This is a genomic window from Microcoleus sp. FACHB-1515 (genome assembly GCF_014696105.1).
Lineage (GTDB): Bacteria > Cyanobacteriota > Cyanobacteriia > Elainellales > Elainellaceae > JAAUTJ01.
In genome coordinates this window covers 17,776-35,173 of record NZ_JACJPO010000033.1, presented here as the reverse complement: position 1 = coordinate 35,173, position 17,398 = coordinate 17,776, and the positions used below count along the sequence as shown (strand labels likewise).

The following is a 17,398-nucleotide window of genomic DNA, read 5'->3' as shown; positions in this document are numbered from 1 at the left end:
AGTCCATAGCGCTTCTTTTGGTTGCAATTTCATTAAAAACGCTAAATCTGGAAAATCAAGGGTTCGGTGTCAGGGGTTGGAGATTCGCAAACAGCCACCTTTCCGCCCCTCACCCCGGAATCGATCGCTTTTTCGCTGAAGTTACGCTTACCTCAATCAACATAGGTGCGATGGAATTGAGTCCTCCGATTTTATGGCTGGTGGCAGGGTTGCTGCTCTGCCTGCTTGAACTGATTGTTCCGACTGCGTTTGTAGAATTTGTGATGGGCATTAGTGCGATCGCCGTTGCCCTGCTTGCCTTTGTGGTTCCGCAGGTGAGTATTCAAATTGTGGTGTGGCTAATTTTGTCAGTTGCCCTAACCTTTGTAACGCGCCGCCTCATTCCGCATGGCAGCGATGCGATCGCTGATTCCAAGGAAGCCACAACCCTCACCGCAATTGCACCGGGAGCGATCGGGCGCGTCCTCTACGAAGGCAATTCTTGGCAGGCTCGCTGCGGTGACGAAGACCTCGAAATTCTGCCAAATCAGCCTGTTTATGTGGTTGGGCGACGTGGAACAACGCTGATTGTCATGCCGGAATCGATCGTCCGCTAGCGGGTTCGGTTTCGCCCTCTGCTTCCTGCCATCCCGCTAGCGCAGATTTCAATCCAGGGCAACCCAAAAATTCTCAATTTTTAACTCAATTAGGAGTGTTGCAATGGGCAACTTTTTACTGTTGGTGATGTTGGCTTTGGGCGGTGCGGGCGTCGCAGGTTCCGTCCGCATCGTCAATCAGGGTAACGAAGCGCTGGTGGAGCGACTAGGACGCTACAGCGGCAAAAAGCTCAGTCCCGGTTTGAACTTCACGATGCCGTTTGTCGATCGAGTCGTTTATCAGCAAACGATTCGCGAGCGCGTCCTCGACATTCCGCCGCAGCAGTGCATTACGCGAGACAACGTTTCGATTACGGTTGATGCCGTCGTTTACTGGCGCATTCTCGACTTGGAGAAGGCTTACTACAAAGTTGAAAACCTTCAGTCGGCAATGGTTAACTTGGTGCTGACGCAGATTCGATCGGAAATGGGACGGCTCGAACTGGATGAGACGTTTACGGCGCGATCGCAAATCAACGAAATTCTGCTGCAAGAACTCGATCAGTCCACTGATCCCTGGGGCGTCAAGGTGACTCGCGTTGAACTGCGCGACATCATTCCCTCCAAAGCCGTACAGGAATCGATGGAACTGCAAATGTCGGCAGAACGCCGCAAGCGAGCCGCGATTCTCAACTCGGAAGGCGAACGCGAAGCGGCAATCAACTCGGCTCGCGGTGGCGCAGAAGCTCGCGTCTTAGAAGCAGAAGCTCGCCAAAAAGCCGCAATTCTCGATGCCGAAGCGCAGCAAAAAGCGATCGTTCTTCGCGCTCAGGCCGAACGCCAACAGCAAGTTCTGAAGGCACAGGCGACAGCCGAAGCAATGCAGGTGATTGCCAAAATCATCAAAACCGATCCGCAAGCTCGCGAAGCTTTGCAGTTTTTGATCGCGCAGAACTACATCGAAATGGGCAACGCGATCGGCAGCAGCGACAGCAGCAAAGTCATGTTTATGGATCCGCGATCGATTCCCGCCACGCTAGAAGGAATGCGATCGATCGTCAGCGACACCAACGGCAAAGGCTGATTGCTGCCTAAATCTTGAAAACCGAGGGCGATCGCTCTCGGTTTTTTTGTCTAGGACTAACGCATTGGTAGCCAGAAATCAATTTCCAAAGCTTAAAGCTCCAGTCCCATAACGAACTCAGCCTATCAACCCAACCCATTTCAATGGGTTTGCGCTTTCAGCCGGAACTTGACACGGCTTCTGCCGCTGTCCTGTCGTCTTCAAGGATTAACAATGTACTGCGACTCGATCGGCTCAACGGCTTGACGCTGGGCAAGCGCTTGATACAGCAAGGCCGCAGCTTCGGCGCGAGTCGTCGGGCGATTCGGTTCAAGCGCGTTCAGGTTCGGATGATTAACCACAATGCGCGATGCAGTAGCAGCGGCGACTTTATCCGTTGCCCAGTTCGGAATTTGGTCGGCATCTTGAAAGCGCTGTACGATCGCATTCACATCGCCAGATGGCGTTAGCCCCAAACCTTTAGCAAGCGAGGCAATCGCCTGCACTCTAGGAATTTGCTGTCCCGGTCGAAACACGTTGCCCGGATAGCCTTCCATGAAGCCACTGCTAAAGGCGCGATTGATCGCCGGAATTGCCCAGAATCCCTGCGGTACATCGTTGAAATCAACGGGATTGCGCTGCTGTGGCGCGTTTTCAAAGGTTGACTCGATCAGCGCGGCAAATTCGGCACGATTCACAGGCTGATCCGGGCGAAAAGTGCGATCGGCAAATCCACGCACGATATCGCGTTTTGCCAATGCCTCAATGAACGGATAGGCCCAGTAGGTTGCTGGAACGTCTGAAAAAGTTGGCTCTGCATCTGGCAAATTAGCAGTCGGCGTCACAGTCGGTGAGGCGATCGTTCCAGCAGGAGCAACCACACCAACTTGCGGCGTCGGCGTTGCAGTCGGCACGAGCACACCGGGAATTGGCACGGTTGCTGGAGTCGTTGCGCCAACTGTGGGCGTGGGACTTGGCGTTGCTTCGTCGTCATCGCGGCCAAACAGATCGAGTGCTGGAGAAGCCGCAGGTTGAGCAGCAGGCGCAAACGCACTGAAGATGTTAAATCCCTGCGTTCTTCGACCGAATGACCAGAAGAAGATGCTACCCAGAACCAAGAACGCTACAAGAATGCCAACAAAATCATCGAAGCCCAGCGGTCTTCTCGACGAGGGGCCAGGAGGCGGAGGAGAAGCAGTCATGTTTAGTCACTCAATATAAAAGTTATGTTGCGCTGGACGGCAGCAAAAGTTGTGACTAAACATAGGCGGTTACGAGAATCGCGGCATCTCTCCAAAGGCTTGTCGTCAGGGCAATAGTGCAGCGAAAGCGCTTGAGCGATCGCCTCGTTGCTGCCTAGTTCCAAATTCGCTCAAATCGAGTTTTCGGCGGTGGCGGCGCGTCCAGCCATTCCAGCACGGCCTGTTCCGAGTCAAATTCCAGCTTGTAGCCTTGATTGGCATCGTACACAATCCAGCGGCGATCGCCAGTTGCAGTCACGGTTTCGCGAACGCGCGGTTCGACGGTGACCGGAAACAAATTGGCGAGAAACCGTCTTAGCTTTCGGGCGATCGTCGCTCGTGCCGAAGTAGAACGTTGCCGCTCAAATTTGACGATCGAGTGCGTGCCGAAATGTCTGCCAGAACTTTGTCGTTGAGGTTGTGTTTTCATTTGAAAACTCTCCTGTTAAACTACTCACACCTATCTGAATCGATTCAGATAGGTGTTTCCATATTAAGCAATGTATCTGAATCGATCAAGTTAAACATGCTCTATCTTTGGAAAGAATTCCATAGGCAAAGGCCAATGACCGAGCAAATTGAGGGGTGAACACCCCTGTAGAATAGTTTTTTTACCCCTTCGCCTCGACTCTGCAAGCGGCAACGGGAACAACCAAATCAACCTGAGCAGAGGCGACGATCGAACTCGCGCCTCACGGATGTGATTTTATGTCGGTAGACAAGCGATCGAAAGCTATCACCCTCCAAAGCGTTGCCAAAGCGCTTGGCGTGTCGCGCACCACAGTCTCGAATGCGTTCAACCGTCCCGATCAGCTTTCGCCAGAACTGCGCGATCGCATTCTCGCCGCCGCCAAAACAATGGGCTATCACGGTCCGCATCCGACCGCTCGAATGCTGCGGACTGGACAAACGGGCACGATCGGCATTGTGTTTTCCGGGTCACTGCCTTATGCGTTTAGCGATCCGGTGGCGATCGCATTTCTGCAAGGCGTGGCGCAGGTATGCGAACAAACGCAAGCGAGTTTGCTCATCGTGCCCGTTTTGGAAAGTCAAACCGCACCGATTACGATTCAGCAAGCCGCTGTCGATGGCTTTATTGTTTACGGAATGCCAGAAGCAAGCTTGGTGCTAGAGCAAGTGCTGTCGCGCAATCTTCCGGTGATTGCCGTCGATCAGCCGAATCTGATCGGCCTGTCGCAAGTGCATATCAGCGATCGCCAAGCTGCCCGCGAAGCCGCCGCCCATCTGCTGGGTCTCAACCATCGCCGCTTTGCAATTATGGCAATGGACTTGCTGAGCGATCGCTATAAAGGTTTGGTCAGCGCGGCACGCATGGCGCGAGCCACCGTCACCACCACTCGCGAACGACTGCACGGTTACGAAGAAGCGTTACGCGCAGCGGGCATCACCTGGCAGCAAGTCCAGATTGGTGAATGTCCGCTGCACAATCCGATGGAGGATGCGATCGAAGTTGCCCTTGCCCTGCTCGCTCAAAAGCCGCGCCCAACGGCAATTCTGGCAATGAGCGATCTGTTGGCGATCGCTGCCATTCGCGCTGCCGAACGCATTGGCCTTGGCGTTCCTGCCGATGTTTCCGTTGTCGGCTTTGACGATATTCCGCTGGCTGCACAGATTCGTCCGGCCTTGACCACCGTTCGCCAACCGCTCATCGACAAGGGAGCGATCGCTGCTAGACTGCTGTTTGAAGAACCTGCTGTTGCCGTTGTCAAAGTGCTGCCCACCTCGCTAATCGTCCGCAATTCGTCGGCACTCGCACCAAAAGACGCCGAATAGCTTTTGCCTCAAATCGATCGCCCAAACAAGCAATATCGGCGCATTGGCACAGCATAGCGACGGCTGAGATTGAGCGATCGATTTGTCTCATGCATCAAGGCGTGAATGGCGCGAGTGTAGCCGAGTGCTTGGGCGATCGCTTGAGCGCGGGCAACCAGCAAGCTGCCCAATCCTGCGAATTCTCGACCTGGCAAAACTGCGACTGTTTTGATGATCACGGTGTCGATCGCGCCACGCTTCGCCTCCAGCAGATCCGGCAGAGCAAACAAAAATCCAACAAGCTGCCCGTCTTGTTCTGCCATCAGCACCAGTTCCGGTTTCAGAAACGGCACAACTTGACGATATTGCGCTAGAAACTCGGCTCGATCGATCGGCGTGTAGAGAAAATTGTGCTGAAAGCTGATCAGCGAAAGCTGGTAAATCGCGTCCAGTTCAGCTTCTAGTTGAGCGGGGTCGATCGATCGAATCTGCACGCGCTCGGCAAATCGTGCTGCGATCCTCGCTAGTCGGGAATCCTGCTGCGATAAATCCAAATTAACGGCGGAATAGTAGTGGGCGATCGCTGCAAATCCGGCTGCCTGGAACTGTTCACACCACTCAGCCGGATTGTCCGGCTCCAGAAAAAACAGCGGTTCACTGCCGCGATCGCAAACCGCACGATAGCGTCGCCAAGTGTTGCCATCGATCGGGGCGATCGCAAAGTTACAGCCATTTGTCGCCAGTTCGCGACCAGCATGGTGCAGCAATTCCTCAGCCGCAGCGCAATCGATCGCGCCATAGTGCCCAATCAATCCTGCGCGAACGACTGGAACTTGCCGCCACCAAAGCGAACAGTGGGCGAGCAGCCGATCGCCTTCCACGAGTGCCCAATGTGCATCGGGTCGATGCTGAATCAGCAGTTCCGGGGCGATCGCACTCAGGCCGCTGTTGGGCAGCGTGGCAAGCTGTTCGGATTGCTTGATTTGGAGCAGGTGAGGCATGACAATCGGCAGAAGATCGTCATTAGCCTAGCGATCGAAATTAGTTGCAATCAACGGGAATGGGCGCTTCTTCGATCGTCACCGGATGCACAGGGGCAGGCTGAGATTTGGGGGTGATCACTTTGGCGGGAATGCCAACTGCCGTTTGGCCTGCTGGAACATCTGCCAAGACAACGGCATTCGCGCCGATGTTGGCATTGTCGCCGATCGACACATTGCCCAAGATGACTGCGCCCGCGCCAACATTCACGCGCTTGCCGAGTTTAGGCGCATCCATCAGGCGATCGAGGTGGCGCAATCCCAGCGTTACGTTTTGGCGGATGATGCTGTCGTCTCCGATATGCGAGTAGCCGTGAATGACAATGCCGCCTTGATGTTCGATCACGACGCGCCGACCAAGCTGCACCGTGTAGGGAAGCTCGATGCCATACGTGTTGCGAACTTTGCGGTAGAGCGATCGATACAGAAGGCTGAAGGGCGCTCGCAGCAGCTTGGGCTGAACGCTCATGCGCCACACGCCAAACCGATGCACGGCGACAGCTCGAAATCCGGGCAGTGTCCAGTCGCGGCCATGCGCTTCCCAGTCTTCTTTAATTTGCTGCCAAAGGCTGAGTGAATTGGCCTCAGTCACACCTGTCCTCCTTTGATCAGCACGCTATTGAGCAGAAAATCGCTAAACAGTTTAGGCGGATCGCAGTTTGGCTTGCGCTGAATCACGCGACGAACTTGCCAAACCAAATGAGTAGATGCCCAAGCTGCATCTGCAAGGACAGCATACAGCCAGCCGTGATTTTTGACAAAATAGCGGCGGCGCGATTCAAACACATAGGGCGGCATTCGCTTCAGCTTCCGGTTTGGATCGGTGACGCCGGAACTTTGCCCAACGAAGTGCACAATGCGGCTTTTCGGCACATACCAGCAAGGCCAGCCTTGCCGCTTCGCCTGCAAGCAAAAGTCCATTTCTTCGTAGTACATGAAGTAGCCTTCATCCATCAGGCCAGCCGTTTCCAGCACTTCGCGGCGAATGATCATGCTTGCTCCGGCCACCCAGTCGGTTTCGCAAGGTTCGTCTGCGATCGGTTGCGCGATCACCCAGCGCTGAAGCAGCTTGCTCACAACGCCCAAGCGCAGGCCAGCATCAATTTCACTCATTAGCGAGTGAAAGCGAAACGCTGAATGCTGCGGCGTACCGTCCAAGTTCTCCAAACGGCTTCCCGCAATGCCAACTTTAGGATTGGCCTTCATAAAATCCAGCAGTGCCTGCAATGCGCCAGGCCGCACAACAGTATCAGGATTGAGCAGCAGCACATAGTCCGGCTTCACGTCTGATTGCAAGGCGGCACGAATGGGCGCATTGTTGCCAAAGGCAAAGCCGCCGTTGCGATCGAGCGGCATCAGCGTTGCCCAGTCGCCCCACTGATTTGCGCGAATGGCCTGACCGATTTGCTCAACCGAACCATCGCCAGAGGCGTTGTCGCTGACGACGACGCGAGTACCAGGAATTGCCTGCACTTCTGATTGGAGCGATCGCAAACAGTCGATCGTCAAGCGGGCAGTGCGGTAGTTAAGTGTAACAACCAGAAGCGGAAACGAGGAAAGAGATGGCAGCGTTGACATAGGAAGAAGTGCGTTTAAGTTTTAAGCGTTCACACTGCTGAGGGCGCAACACAACAGAAATCAGCTTTAAGGACGTTACTTTTAGAGTGCCCAAGCAATCGAAAAGGCAATGTTTGAGTAAAGAATTGTATCCAGGTTAATGCCCTGTTTATAGCATGCAAGATGGCCTACCGCAGCACGATCGATCGCAACTGCGGAAAACTCTATCGTGGCTTCATCTTGTTGCTGATTTTTGAACAAGCCGCAGCTATCGCGATGACACAGCACGAGGCACGGGCGGAGCAGTCTTCGGCTGCAAGCGCTGCTTGGGTTTAAGCACGACACCTGCTACACCGCCGCTCACCAAAATGTAGATCGGGTTAACCATCGCGTTGACGAGGCAATCGACCACATAGAGCAGGAGGGCAATGGTCAGGGCAGCGGCAGGAGCAACTTCAGGCCGAGTCCACAGGCGTGCTGGATAGCGAGACCAGAAAAAGCTGAAGACAGGCGCGAGCAGAACCGAGAACAAGCTGACCAACCCAACCAAGCCATAAACCCCAAAGGCGAGAATCCACAGGCTGTCAGGAATCGTTTTTTGCCTGCCGTTTTCAAAAATCAGGTTGCGACCCCAGCCGCCCCAGCCCAACACAATTCGCTCACGCGCCTTATCTGACAGTAGTTCCTCATTGTTGAATCGGAATTGCAGCGAGGCAATGCGATCGGGTTCTAGAAACTGTGAAAGCGTTTCAATGATTTGATCGGAAAAGTAATTTCCGGTCATTGCGTTGATGTAGAGGTAGATGCACATCGTCGCAATCAAAATAAAGGCGGGCAGCGCCGTCCGAAAATATTTTCCTGCAAATAAGATGCCCACGCCGATCGCCAAATTGACGTAGGCTCCGGTTGATCTAAGCATGATGAAGGTGAATAACAGCGCACCGACCCACCACGAGATCGGATACTTCCACACTTTTGTTACGGTGCCTGTTTGCCAAAACCAGATGCCAATCAGCGTTGCTGCCATCATGAACGCACCAACGGCCAAACCGTGCGACATGAACACTGTTGGACGGTAGCCGCCCAAGCGCATGGACTGACCAAAATCGGCGAACGCATGTCCGCCATATACAATTCGGTGAAGCTGCGGGCTAATGCGCGTTTCAATTAGGCAAAGCGGCATGTAGGTTAAGCCGCCGATGAAAATGCCCATTGCCAACTGTCGCAAACCAGCCAGATCGCTAAAGTAGATGCGTCCCAAAAAGTAGGGAATTCCCCAAACAACCAACTGGTTCAGCATTCCCGACACGCCATCATACAGTCCCAAACCGTTGCTGAGCGAAGTTGGAATTGTGCAGAGGCACCAGACCAGCATGGGTAGGTCAAGCCAGCCCAATCGAAACGATTGCAGGCGATCGGAGTCAAACACAAACGTTGCCAGCAAAATGCCGTAAGAAGTGGCTGTGGCTTTGGTGTATTCCGGTAGCCCCGGCAGCGACATTGCGGCTTGAGGAAGATAAAGCCAAGCGGTGATAAAGCTGATGACAACGGCTCGTCGGGGCGAAAACCGAGTGAACAGATAAAAGACAATCGGAATCCAAGCAAACATCACGAGCGGCACGAGCAGGTTTGGTCCTTGGAAGGGATTGCCGGGAAAAGTGAAGCCCATTGTCTTTAAAAAGAGTGACAGTTACAGGAAATTAGAGTGACAGTTACAGCGCTAAATCTTTTTTGCTGGCCTAAGCTCGATCAGCAACCAGAATTGATCAGCATTGGCTGACCGATCGCCTGCTGCAACGCAGCCTCAAAGCGATCGGTCGCGTCGTCCCAGGAGTAGCTGGTTGCTGTGGTGTAGGCTGCGTTTGACATCGCTTGCCATTCGCTTTCGGGTAGCTTGAGAACTTGCACCAGCGACTTTGCCAGTTCTGCCGAGTCGCCGACCGGAACGACATAGCCGTTGCGACCAGATTCAATTAGATCGATCGCCCCGCCAATCGAGGTAGAAACGCTGGGTGTGCGGCAGGCCATCGCTTCGAGAATCGTCAGACCAAATCCCTCACAATAGCTGCCGCACAGCCAAACATCGCACTGGGCATACAAACTTTTCAGTTTTGTTTGAGGCGGATTTAGGTGAAAAACTGCGTTTTCAGGCAGCAAGCCCGCTGGCGGCGGACAGTTGCCAAAGCACAAGAGTTGCAGATTGGGAATTTGCGCTTGGGCAAGGGCAAACGCTCGCAAGCTCACCTCCACCCCTTTCCAACGCATTGGCGCATAGAGCAGTCCCACAGTAGGCACATCCTGCTTGCCGCGTGCGGGTGCATGAAATAAGTTTGCATCGACGCTGTTGGGCACGAGTGAAACGCTGCGGTTGCCGTATTCGTCGCGCATCAAACCATCGAGCCAGCGCGAAATGGTGATTTTGTGCAGCGGCATTTGGTAGGTTGCCTTGACGCGATCGATCGGCAAATAGTCAAACACTTCATGATGCTGAATCAAATAGACTTTCGCTCCCTTTTCAGAGGGAAAAGCGTTGACCCATTCGGCAGTTTCCCACCAGGTGGCAACGACCACATCTGCATCGGGAAGATCGGCGCACACAATTGGAGGTGCGTGATCAATGACGTGATGGGGAACATCAATGGAGTCATAGTGGGAAGGCTGCGTAACCGTGCGAGACGGCCAACCCTTGCCTTGGAATAGCGAGCGAATCTGCTGCTTGCGCGTCAAAGGGGTATGAGGCACTGAAACAAGCTGCACCTGATGGCCTCGATTTTGCAGGCGCTCAGCATAGGTTGCTATGACACGATTGCCGCCGCTCAAATCAGCACAGGGAAGAACAAACGTAATTTTCATGGTGCTATTTTCTGATTCTTCTCAAAGATGCAGGTTGATACTCCAAATTCCGTCAAACCCGACAAGCTTCGAGCAGATAGCCTGGCAGCTTGTTTTCATTCAGTATAGTTGGCTCAACAAAGGCAAAAGTTAATCGGATTGCAGGCACAATCAGCCGCCTAAGTGCGATCGACGCGAACTGCATTGGATTGACGGCTTAGCGTTAGAATGCTCAGCCCAGACTTTGATTTCAATCTGGGCTGATTCGGATAAGGCCAGATTATGGCAGAGCAAGCGGCCAGCCATCGATCGGTAGCCCCAGCCCCAAAAGGCTGCGTACCGCCACAAAAAGGGCGACCAGACCCAGGAGGAGCGCGGTTGCTTTTAGATCTTGGCTGATGCACCCAAATCCTTCACGTTTAAGGCCATAGCAGACGGCAAGATAGTAGATCAAGTCGTTCAGGGCAACACCAATCACGGCCCCAACCGTGCCCAGCCAGGAAAAGCCCAGAAAAATTGCCGCAACGGTAAATGCAAATCGGCAGAAGTTGCCAAAGGTTGTGTATTGCACAGTTCCGATCGAGAACAGCACTGGCTCGATCGTGACGCAGATCAAACGCGGCCAGATACCGATCGCCAGAATCGGCAGCATCCAGGCAGCATCCTGATAGCGCGAGTCATACAGCAGCCGAATCACCTGATCGCCAAAGCCAATCAAAAGTGCCATGCCGACAGTCAAAGCAAGCAGCAGGGGTTTCCGGTTGTGCAAAATCTTACTGCGGAGTTCAGAGCGCGGCAGATCTGAAAATTTTGAGATGGCTGGAAAAATAATTTTGCTGCTCAACGTCATCGTAACCGCTCGAGGTACGTCGCTCAGCATCAGTGCTAAGCCGTAGACCCCTAGTAGTTCAAGCGGAAACAGCTTACCCAAAATCAAACGGTCTGACTGCTCTGCCACAAATGTTAAAGCCGTTGACAAAAAAATCCAGCGTCCCATCGAAAAAATTTCGCGCACCGCTTCTTTGTTCCAGGCAAACTTGGGGCGATCGCCAGGCAGCAAATAGCTCCAAAGAATGCCCACTAGCGTTGTCATCGCATTGCCAAAAACGAGCGCCCAAATAGAAGGGCGAATCCAGGCAAATGCGATCATTGAAACAATGCCAACGACCTGAATCACCAACTCCATCTTGATTTGCAGGCTGACCTTCATGTGCCGCTGAAGCAAAAGTACCGTAGGCGACTTGAAAGCCTCAACCAAGGTGCTGAGCGTGCCCAGGATCGGAATGACCCACAGCATGATTGGCTCTTCATAAAGAAGAGCGAGCGGCCAGGTAATCAGCAGGCAGACGACCCACAAAATGACGCCACGAATCACCTGAATTGTCCAGGCTGTGTTGAGATATTCAGGTTCGTCGCCGCGCTTGTTCTGAACGACGTTGAAATTGACCCCAATATCTGAAAACAAATGCAGCCCAACAATAAAGATATTGACCAGCGCCATCAGGCCGAATAGTTCTGGAGCCAATAGGCGCGTCAGGACGAGGTTGCTGCTAAATCGCAGGATTTGCGCTGCTCCATAGCCTCCGATCGTCCAGATCGTGCCGCGAATTGCCTGCTTTTTCAGTGAAGTTGAAGTCATTGATTTTGCGAAAGGAAGAAGGCCATAAACAGCAATGAAAAAATGAGAAAACGATGATTGCTGAACTAAGTGTGACGTAAAGCCGCAGCAGCGAGGGCTGGCGCAGCCGATTTCTCCACAGGTGTGTCGCCCTGAAACAGCGCAGCTAGTTTTGCAGCCTCAACCGTAATGCTGTGCTGAGCAATTACGCGATCGCGTCCGGCCTTGCCCATTGTGGCGAGGGTTTCGGGCGGAGCAAGCAGTGCCGATCGCATCGCTTCAGCAAGCGGCTCGATCGTGCCGGCGGGAATCAACCAGCCACAGTCGGAATCAACCAGCTCCGGGATGCCTGCAATGTAGGTACTGATGACGGGACGCCCTAGCGCCAAAGCTTCCATCAGCACAACGGGTAGTCCTTCGGCAAAGCTGGGCAACACCATTGCTCGCGCCGCGATGATTTGCCGCCGGACTTCCAGATTGCTGGCCCAGCCCGATAGGATAACGTGCGATCGCAACTGCAAGCGATCGATCGCATCTTCAAGCTGCGATCGCATCGGGCCATCTCCAACCAGAACAAGCTGAAACTGCAAGCCTGCTGCGGCCAGCAAGCTCGCTGCTTCCAACAGCAAAAGCTGACCTTTTTGCTCGCACAACCGCCCGACACAAACTAAACGAGGTGTTTCTGGCGGCAGCGTCGGCTGAGCGAAAAACTCAGCATCCACGCCGCAGTGAACGACATGTAGCTTGAACCACTGCGCCTGTGGACACCAGCGATAAAGCTGGCTGCGGCCAAAAGCACTAATGGCAACGATAAAAGCAGCGCGATCGATCTTCTCAACAAGGGAAATTTCGCGCACGCGGTCAAATTCTTCAGGGCCGTGAACTGTGAAGCTGTAGGGCAGCTCGCTCAGTACATGGGTGAGCATCGCGACTGTCGTGGAGTTTGTGCCAAAGTGAGCGTGAATATGCGTGACGCTGGACTCGGCAAACCAGCCAAGCAGTACGCAGGCTTCGGCAAGATAGGCGAGGTGGTGAGCGACGCTGCGATCGGACGAGCGGCTGAGTTTGAGCGTCAGCCGCAGCGCGTGCCAAAATCGCAGCGGTCGCCAAGCAGCGGTACGAATCAAAGCTTGGAGCAATCTGCTCGTGCCAACGCTAAGCACAATCCGGGTGCGCTCTAGCTCTTGCTTGTCGTCAGGATCAACGAGTTCATCGGCACAAGAGCGAATTGAAAATCGTTCGATTTTGACACCCAAGCTTTCGATCGCCGCAATTTCACGTCGAACGAAGCTATGGCTAACTTTGGGATACTGGTTCACCAGATAGGCGATCGTCTTCATGGCCGTTAGAAATTGGGGGGGCTAACAATACTGCGGCTGCGGCTGGCGAGAAGCATCCGAGGCTGCCAGCCATTATGACGGACTAGCCTGACCAGAGGACTCGCGAAGTTCCGCTGCTTTACATAAACTTTGAAATCTCGGTGAAAAGCCGGACGGAGTGAGAAGAATAAATGAAGCGCCACAAACCGCAAGTTATCGATCGCAACTTTTGAGTAGGATGTGGCGTAACAGGTTGATTGTAGGTTTAACACTGCTGTTGGAGGTGAGCCTTAACAAGTAGATGGTTAAGTAGCAATACCGAGAAAACGCTGAAGTCGCAGCTTGTGCGCTGCTGCCAGCAATTCCGGAGAGAACTGCTGATCGATGCGGTGTAACTAGAGCGGTTTGCTCCTTTGCGTTCATCGAAAATTGTCCTGAAGTCGTCATCGATCGCAGAGCATGACCAAATCACGTGGTGAGAATCACCCGATCGGATGGAACCATAGCTTCTGTCACTCCTTCAAACTCGGTATTGCGTCGATCGTCAAGCTGATCAGGAAAACACCGCATCGAGAAATCTTATGAATTCATCCACACCCCTACCCTTCGATCGTTCCCCGAAACAGCGAGTCTGCAACACGCTCGCTGCAATCAGTTTGCTTGTTGTTGGCGCTGGGGCGATCGCCCGACCTGCGACAGCTCAATCTGCTTCCGACGCGCCACCCAACTTTCAAGTTGCTCCTGACGCTAGCTTTCCACTCAACTCGCCGACTGCGCCAGCCACAAGCAGTCCCGTTCCTGCACCCACAAACGCCCCGATCGATTCGACCGTCTTATCTCAGCCCATCGATGCGTATGTGCTGGGCGCAGGCGATCAGGTGCGAATTGACATCTTCGATGTGCCAGAACTAAGCGGAGATAATGGCACCTACACGGTTTTGGCCGATGGCTCGCTAAACCTGCCTTGGATTGGCTCGGTATCTGTGCGCGGCATGTCGCTTTCGACGGTTGGGCAAGAGCTGACGCAGCGTTACGCTCGCTTCATTCGCGACCCGCTGATCACCGTCAGTTTGCTCACAGAGCGACCCGTGCGCGTCGCCGTAACCGGACAAGTCAACCGTCCTGGAACCTATACTACCGGGCAGTCCGCAGGTGAAGGTCGTGCTGGAGAAGTCACCGCAGACACCGCAGGGCAACTCTCAACCGTTACGCAGGCGATTCAGACCGCAGGCGGCATTACCCAAGTTGCCAATATTCGCAACATTGAAGTGCGGCGTCCGCGCTTGAACCAGCCACCCGAAGTGATTAACGTCGATTTGTTCGCCCTGCTGCGGGGCGACTTGGGCGAAGACATGACGCTGCGCGATGGCGATACGGTCTTTGTGCCCACTGCCACAGTGGTAACAGCAGAAGAAGCAACAGAACTGGCTTCGGCTAGCTTCTCGCCCAACACGATCGATGTCAACGTCGTTGGTGAAGTCGTCAATCCAGGAACGGTGCAGGTGCCGCCGAACGTAACGCTCAACCAGGCGATTTTGGCAGCAGGCGGATTTGATAATCGCCGCGCTCGTACTGCCGATGTCGAGCTGGTGCGGCTCAATGCGGATGGAACCGTGTCGCGTCGCGAAATTCCAGTTGATTTTTCGGCTGGCATTAGCGAAGAGAGCAATCCAGCTTTACGCAGCAACGACATCGTCATCGTGGGGCGATCGGGCATTACTCGCACATCAGATTTTCTCGATACGATTACTCGCCCGCTTGCGCCGCTGCTCGGAATTTTAGGGCTGTTTGGGCTGTAAGACGCAGTAGACTAAACCAATCAAGGGCGCAATTTCTTCGGCAGCTTAAGAACGTAATCAGCACTGAGCAAGTCAACCCGTTGGGCGAAGTGAATTTGTCAGTTGCAGCGCTGATCAAGGGCAAGCTGTTCTTAAGCCGCCAAAATTTTCCACAATCAAACTAGCAGGCGAAGTAATCGGTGAGGTCAGCATGGAGACAGAGCGGAGCACAGATTTAGCAATTCGATATCCCAGGCATTCACCTGAGCCATCCGATCCAAGTTCCGGTGATCCTGATGCGCCATCTGGCAAAAGTTCCGGACTTCTATCGATTCTGAGAACCGTCCAGCGCAACATTTTACTGGTGGCAGGCGTATCTACGATCGTTGCCAGCACGATTGCGCTCAAGGCGACTACGCTCACGCCATCCTACACGGGCAGCTTTCGGCTGCTGGTTGAACCTGTCACGACCGAGGCGCGGCAGGCGCAACCGTTAACCGTAACGCGCACCGACGGTCAGGTGCCCAACCAAGATGCTTTTGTGCTGGACTACCCCACCCAAATCGCCATCCTCACTAGCCCCAAGCTTGTTTCGCAAATTGTCGATCGCGTCCAAACGAAATATCCTGACTTCAATGAAGGTGCGCTGTTAGGAGCGCTGAAGGTGCAGCGAGCCGTCGAAGAAGGCACAGGCAGCCCCACCAAAACGATCGAAGTCGTATACGGCGGTGAAGATGAAGATCTGGTGAGGTTTGTGTTGGAGCAAACTGCCGAAGAATATTTGCGCTATAGCCTGGAAGACCGCAAGACCAGCATCGGTGAAGGCATCGCCCTAATTGAGGATCAACTGCCTCGGACGCAAAGGCAAGTCAACAATTTGCGATCGCAATTGCAGGCGCTTCAGCAGCGCTACGGCATCATCGACCCGAACACGCAAGGCCAGCAGCTTTCGTCTCGCGTTGGCGAGATCACCAATTTGCAGCTTCAAACGCAGCGCGATTTGCAAGAGCAGCGGACGCTATATGAAAACTTGCAGCGTCAGGTGGCGCTGTCGCCCCAAGAAGCGATCGCCGCTTCTGCCCTGAGCGAAAACCCGACCTACCTCGCCATTCTCGAAGATTTGCAAGCGGTTGAAAGCGAACTGGCGATCGAAACTTCGCGCTTCACCGAAGAAAATCAGCGAGTGCAGCGACTTCGAGACCGACAGGCCAATTTGATTGCTCAGCGCGATCGCGTGGCCGAGCAGATTGTCGGCTCAGCGCCAAGCTCTAGCGTCTCGGGATTTCAAAACTCAGTTCGGATCGGCTTGATTAATCAGTTGGTTGCCGCTGCCAACCAAGTTCAAATTTTGGAAGTACGCAGCCAGCAGGTCGCGCAGGCGGGCAGTCAGGCCAACCAGCAGCTTGCCAGATTTCCTGCGATCGCGGCTGAATACGGCGAGCTGCGCCGCCAGCTTGACAACGCCACGCGCCGCCTCGATGCGCTGCAAAATCAGCAAGACACCTTTAGTATCCAGGCGGCACAAAGTGAAGTGCCTTGGGAACTCGTCAAAGCACCGGGCGAGCCGACCGAAATTCCCTCTGACTCCAAGCGGCTGATTGCGGCAGGCGTGCTGCTCGGCCTGCTAGCAGGCGTGGGAGCGGCTCTGCTGCTAGAGCGCTGGCGCAACATTTACTACAGCCCGACTGAAATTCAAGAAGCACTGCAAGTTCCGGTTCTGGGCGTGGTTCCCTTCTATCGAGGTGCATCGCAGCCGCCCACAATCGCGGCAATCAGCTACAGCGAAAACTATGACGATCGCCGTGCGGCTCCGGTCGCCTTTCAGGAAGCGTTTAGCGCCTTGTATGCGAGCATCCGCTTTTTGGGCAATGCCCCGATCGACTCGCTGGTGATCAGCTCTGCTCAACCTGGAGACGGCAAAACAACGGTGGCGCTGAACTTGGCACAGACCGTTGCCATGATGGGCAATCGCGTCTTGCTGGTTGATGCGAATTTGCGATCGCCCCAGCTTCACAACAAGCTGGACGTCAGCAATCTAAAAGGCTTGAGCGATGTTCTTACCAGCGGAGCCACTGTAGAATCGCTGATCCAAAAATCCGCGCTCTCTGACAATTTGTTTGTGCTGCCTTCGGGTCAGCCTACGCCCGAAGCCGTCCGCCTGCTGGCCTCTAATCGAATGCAAAACTTGATGCACAAGGCGCGATCGAGCTATGACCTGGTAATTTATGACACGCCGCATCTTGCTGGAATTACTGACGCTAGCTTCATTGCTCCCTATACGGACGGCATCTTGATGGTTGTCAGTGTTGCCAAGACCGATCGATCGATGCTAATGCAGGCACACAATGAGCTACGCAGCTTTGGTTTGGCCGAGATGGGCGTTGTGGTGAACTACCAAAATCGTCGTGCGAAAAGTCCAACCAGCTACACTCGCACTCACACGGGACAAGCAGCCGCCCAAGCTCGCCTGCCCAATCCCGAACCAGAACATGTTTCCAAATAGCAAACTGGACGATCGATTCGGAGCGCGTTGCGCTAGCCCCACCGCATCGATTGGTGTTTTAGCGATTTTGGATGATCCAGCTCAATCCATTGCTGGTTT

14 protein-coding genes are annotated in these 17,398 nt (G+C 54.0%); 5 read left to right on the top strand and 9 right to left on the bottom strand.

What is annotated here, in order from left to right:
* Positions 1-170 precede the first annotated feature (170 nt).
* Together H6F67_RS11200 and H6F67_RS11195 are read left to right on the top strand one after the other, a co-directional pair.
* Positions 171-596, top strand: a complete 426-nt coding sequence (locus tag H6F67_RS11200) for an NfeD family protein (protein ID WP_190766350.1) — start codon at positions 171-173, stop codon at positions 594-596.
* A gap of 103 nt (positions 597-699) precedes the next feature.
* Positions 700-1,659 carry an SPFH domain-containing protein gene (locus tag H6F67_RS11195; RefSeq protein WP_190766348.1) on the top strand — a complete coding sequence of 320 codons (960 nt, stop codon included), beginning with the start codon at positions 700-702 and terminating at the stop codon, positions 1,657-1,659.
* Between the two features lie 200 nt (positions 1,660-1,859).
* Here H6F67_RS11195 and H6F67_RS11190 read toward each other — a convergent pair whose 3' ends face one another.
* On the bottom strand, positions 1,860-2,840 hold the full coding sequence (locus tag H6F67_RS11190; protein WP_190766346.1) for an S-layer homology domain-containing protein: 981 nt from the start codon (positions 2,838-2,840) through the stop codon (positions 1,860-1,862).
* Positions 2,841-2,994: 154 nt separating this feature from the next.
* Positions 2,995-3,309, bottom strand: coding sequence for a hypothetical protein (locus H6F67_RS11185; protein WP_190766344.1), 315 nt, complete (start codon positions 3,307-3,309; stop codon positions 2,995-2,997).
* 278 nt (positions 3,310-3,587) lie between these two features.
* Between H6F67_RS11185 and H6F67_RS11180 the strand changes: the two genes are divergently transcribed.
* Complete coding sequence (locus H6F67_RS11180) at positions 3,588-4,673, top strand: LacI family DNA-binding transcriptional regulator (RefSeq protein WP_190766342.1); 1,086 nt, start codon at positions 3,588-3,590, stop codon at positions 4,671-4,673.
* An 8-nt stretch (positions 4,674-4,681) separates the two neighbouring features.
* Here H6F67_RS11180 and H6F67_RS11175 read toward each other — a convergent pair whose 3' ends face one another.
* From H6F67_RS11175 to H6F67_RS11145, 7 genes are all read right to left on the bottom strand, one after another.
* Positions 4,682-5,653 carry a GNAT family N-acetyltransferase gene (locus H6F67_RS11175; RefSeq protein WP_190766338.1) on the bottom strand — a complete coding sequence of 324 codons (972 nt, stop codon included), beginning with the start codon at positions 5,651-5,653 and terminating at the stop codon, positions 4,682-4,684.
* A gap of 40 nt (positions 5,654-5,693) precedes the next feature.
* Complete coding sequence (locus H6F67_RS11170; RefSeq protein ID WP_190766336.1) at positions 5,694-6,284, bottom strand: serine O-acetyltransferase; 591 nt, start codon at positions 6,282-6,284, stop codon at positions 5,694-5,696.
* Positions 6,281-7,270 carry a glycosyltransferase family 2 protein gene (locus H6F67_RS11165; protein ID WP_190766333.1) on the bottom strand — a complete coding sequence of 330 codons (990 nt, stop codon included), beginning with the start codon at positions 7,268-7,270 and terminating at the stop codon, positions 6,281-6,283. Before H6F67_RS11165 ends, H6F67_RS11170 begins: the two co-directional genes overlap by 4 nt.
* Positions 7,271-7,517: 247 nt before the next feature.
* Positions 7,518-8,918, bottom strand: a complete 1,401-nt coding sequence (locus H6F67_RS11160; protein WP_190766332.1) for an O-antigen ligase domain-containing protein — start codon at positions 8,916-8,918, stop codon at positions 7,518-7,520.
* A gap of 80 nt (positions 8,919-8,998) precedes the next feature.
* Positions 8,999-10,102: a glycosyltransferase family 4 protein gene (locus tag H6F67_RS11155; RefSeq protein ID WP_190766330.1), complete on the bottom strand. Its 1,104-nt coding sequence runs from the start codon at positions 10,100-10,102 to the stop codon at positions 8,999-9,001.
* 259 nt (positions 10,103-10,361) lie between these two features.
* Entirely contained in the window at positions 10,362-11,720 is a 1,359-nt protein-coding gene (locus tag H6F67_RS11150) for an oligosaccharide flippase family protein (RefSeq protein WP_190766328.1), read from the bottom strand.
* 65 nt (positions 11,721-11,785) lie between these two features.
* On the bottom strand, positions 11,786-13,039 hold the full coding sequence (locus tag H6F67_RS11145; protein ID WP_190766326.1) for a glycosyltransferase family 4 protein: 1,254 nt from the start codon (positions 13,037-13,039) through the stop codon (positions 11,786-11,788).
* 560 nt (positions 13,040-13,599) lie between these two features.
* Here H6F67_RS11145 and H6F67_RS11140 point away from each other — a divergent pair.
* Positions 13,600-14,817, top strand: coding sequence for a polysaccharide biosynthesis/export family protein (locus tag H6F67_RS11140; RefSeq protein WP_190766324.1), 1,218 nt, complete (start codon positions 13,600-13,602; stop codon positions 14,815-14,817).
* Positions 14,818-15,007: 190 nt separating this feature from the next.
* On the top strand, positions 15,008-17,299 hold the full coding sequence (locus H6F67_RS11135; protein ID WP_190766322.1) for a polysaccharide biosynthesis tyrosine autokinase: 2,292 nt from the start codon (positions 15,008-15,010) through the stop codon (positions 17,297-17,299).
* Positions 17,300-17,398: the final 99 nt, after the last annotated feature.

Bases quoted from the DNA above. Each gene is read 5' to 3' on its own strand.
- H6F67_RS11165 (WP_190766333.1), bottom strand. From the start codon at position 7,270: ATGTCAACGCTGCCATCTCTTTCCTCGTTTCCGCTTCTGGTTGTTACA.
- H6F67_RS11150 (WP_190766328.1), bottom strand. From the start codon at position 11,720: ATGACTTCAACTTCACTGAAAAAGCAGGCAATTCGCGGCACGATCTGG.
- H6F67_RS11155 (WP_190766330.1), bottom strand. From the start codon at position 10,102: ATGAAAATTACGTTTGTTCTTCCCTGTGCTGATTTGAGCGGCGGCAAT.
- H6F67_RS11145 (WP_190766326.1), bottom strand. From the start codon at position 13,039: ATGAAGACGATCGCCTATCTGGTGAACCAGTATCCCAAAGTTAGCCAT.
- H6F67_RS11195 (WP_190766348.1), top strand. From the start codon at position 700: ATGGGCAACTTTTTACTGTTGGTGATGTTGGCTTTGGGCGGTGCGGGC.
- H6F67_RS11135 (WP_190766322.1), top strand. From the start codon at position 15,008: ATGGAGACAGAGCGGAGCACAGATTTAGCAATTCGATATCCCAGGCAT.
- H6F67_RS11180 (WP_190766342.1), top strand. From the start codon at position 3,588: ATGTCGGTAGACAAGCGATCGAAAGCTATCACCCTCCAAAGCGTTGCC.
- H6F67_RS11190 (WP_190766346.1), bottom strand. From the start codon at position 2,840: ATGACTGCTTCTCCTCCGCCTCCTGGCCCCTCGTCGAGAAGACCGCTG.
- H6F67_RS11185 (WP_190766344.1), bottom strand. From the start codon at position 3,309: ATGAAAACACAACCTCAACGACAAAGTTCTGGCAGACATTTCGGCACG.
- H6F67_RS11175 (WP_190766338.1), bottom strand. From the start codon at position 5,653: ATGCCTCACCTGCTCCAAATCAAGCAATCCGAACAGCTTGCCACGCTG.
- H6F67_RS11160 (WP_190766332.1), bottom strand. From the start codon at position 8,918: ATGGGCTTCACTTTTCCCGGCAATCCCTTCCAAGGACCAAACCTGCTC.
- H6F67_RS11200 (WP_190766350.1), top strand. From the start codon at position 171: ATGGAATTGAGTCCTCCGATTTTATGGCTGGTGGCAGGGTTGCTGCTC.
- H6F67_RS11140 (WP_190766324.1), top strand. From the start codon at position 13,600: ATGAATTCATCCACACCCCTACCCTTCGATCGTTCCCCGAAACAGCGA.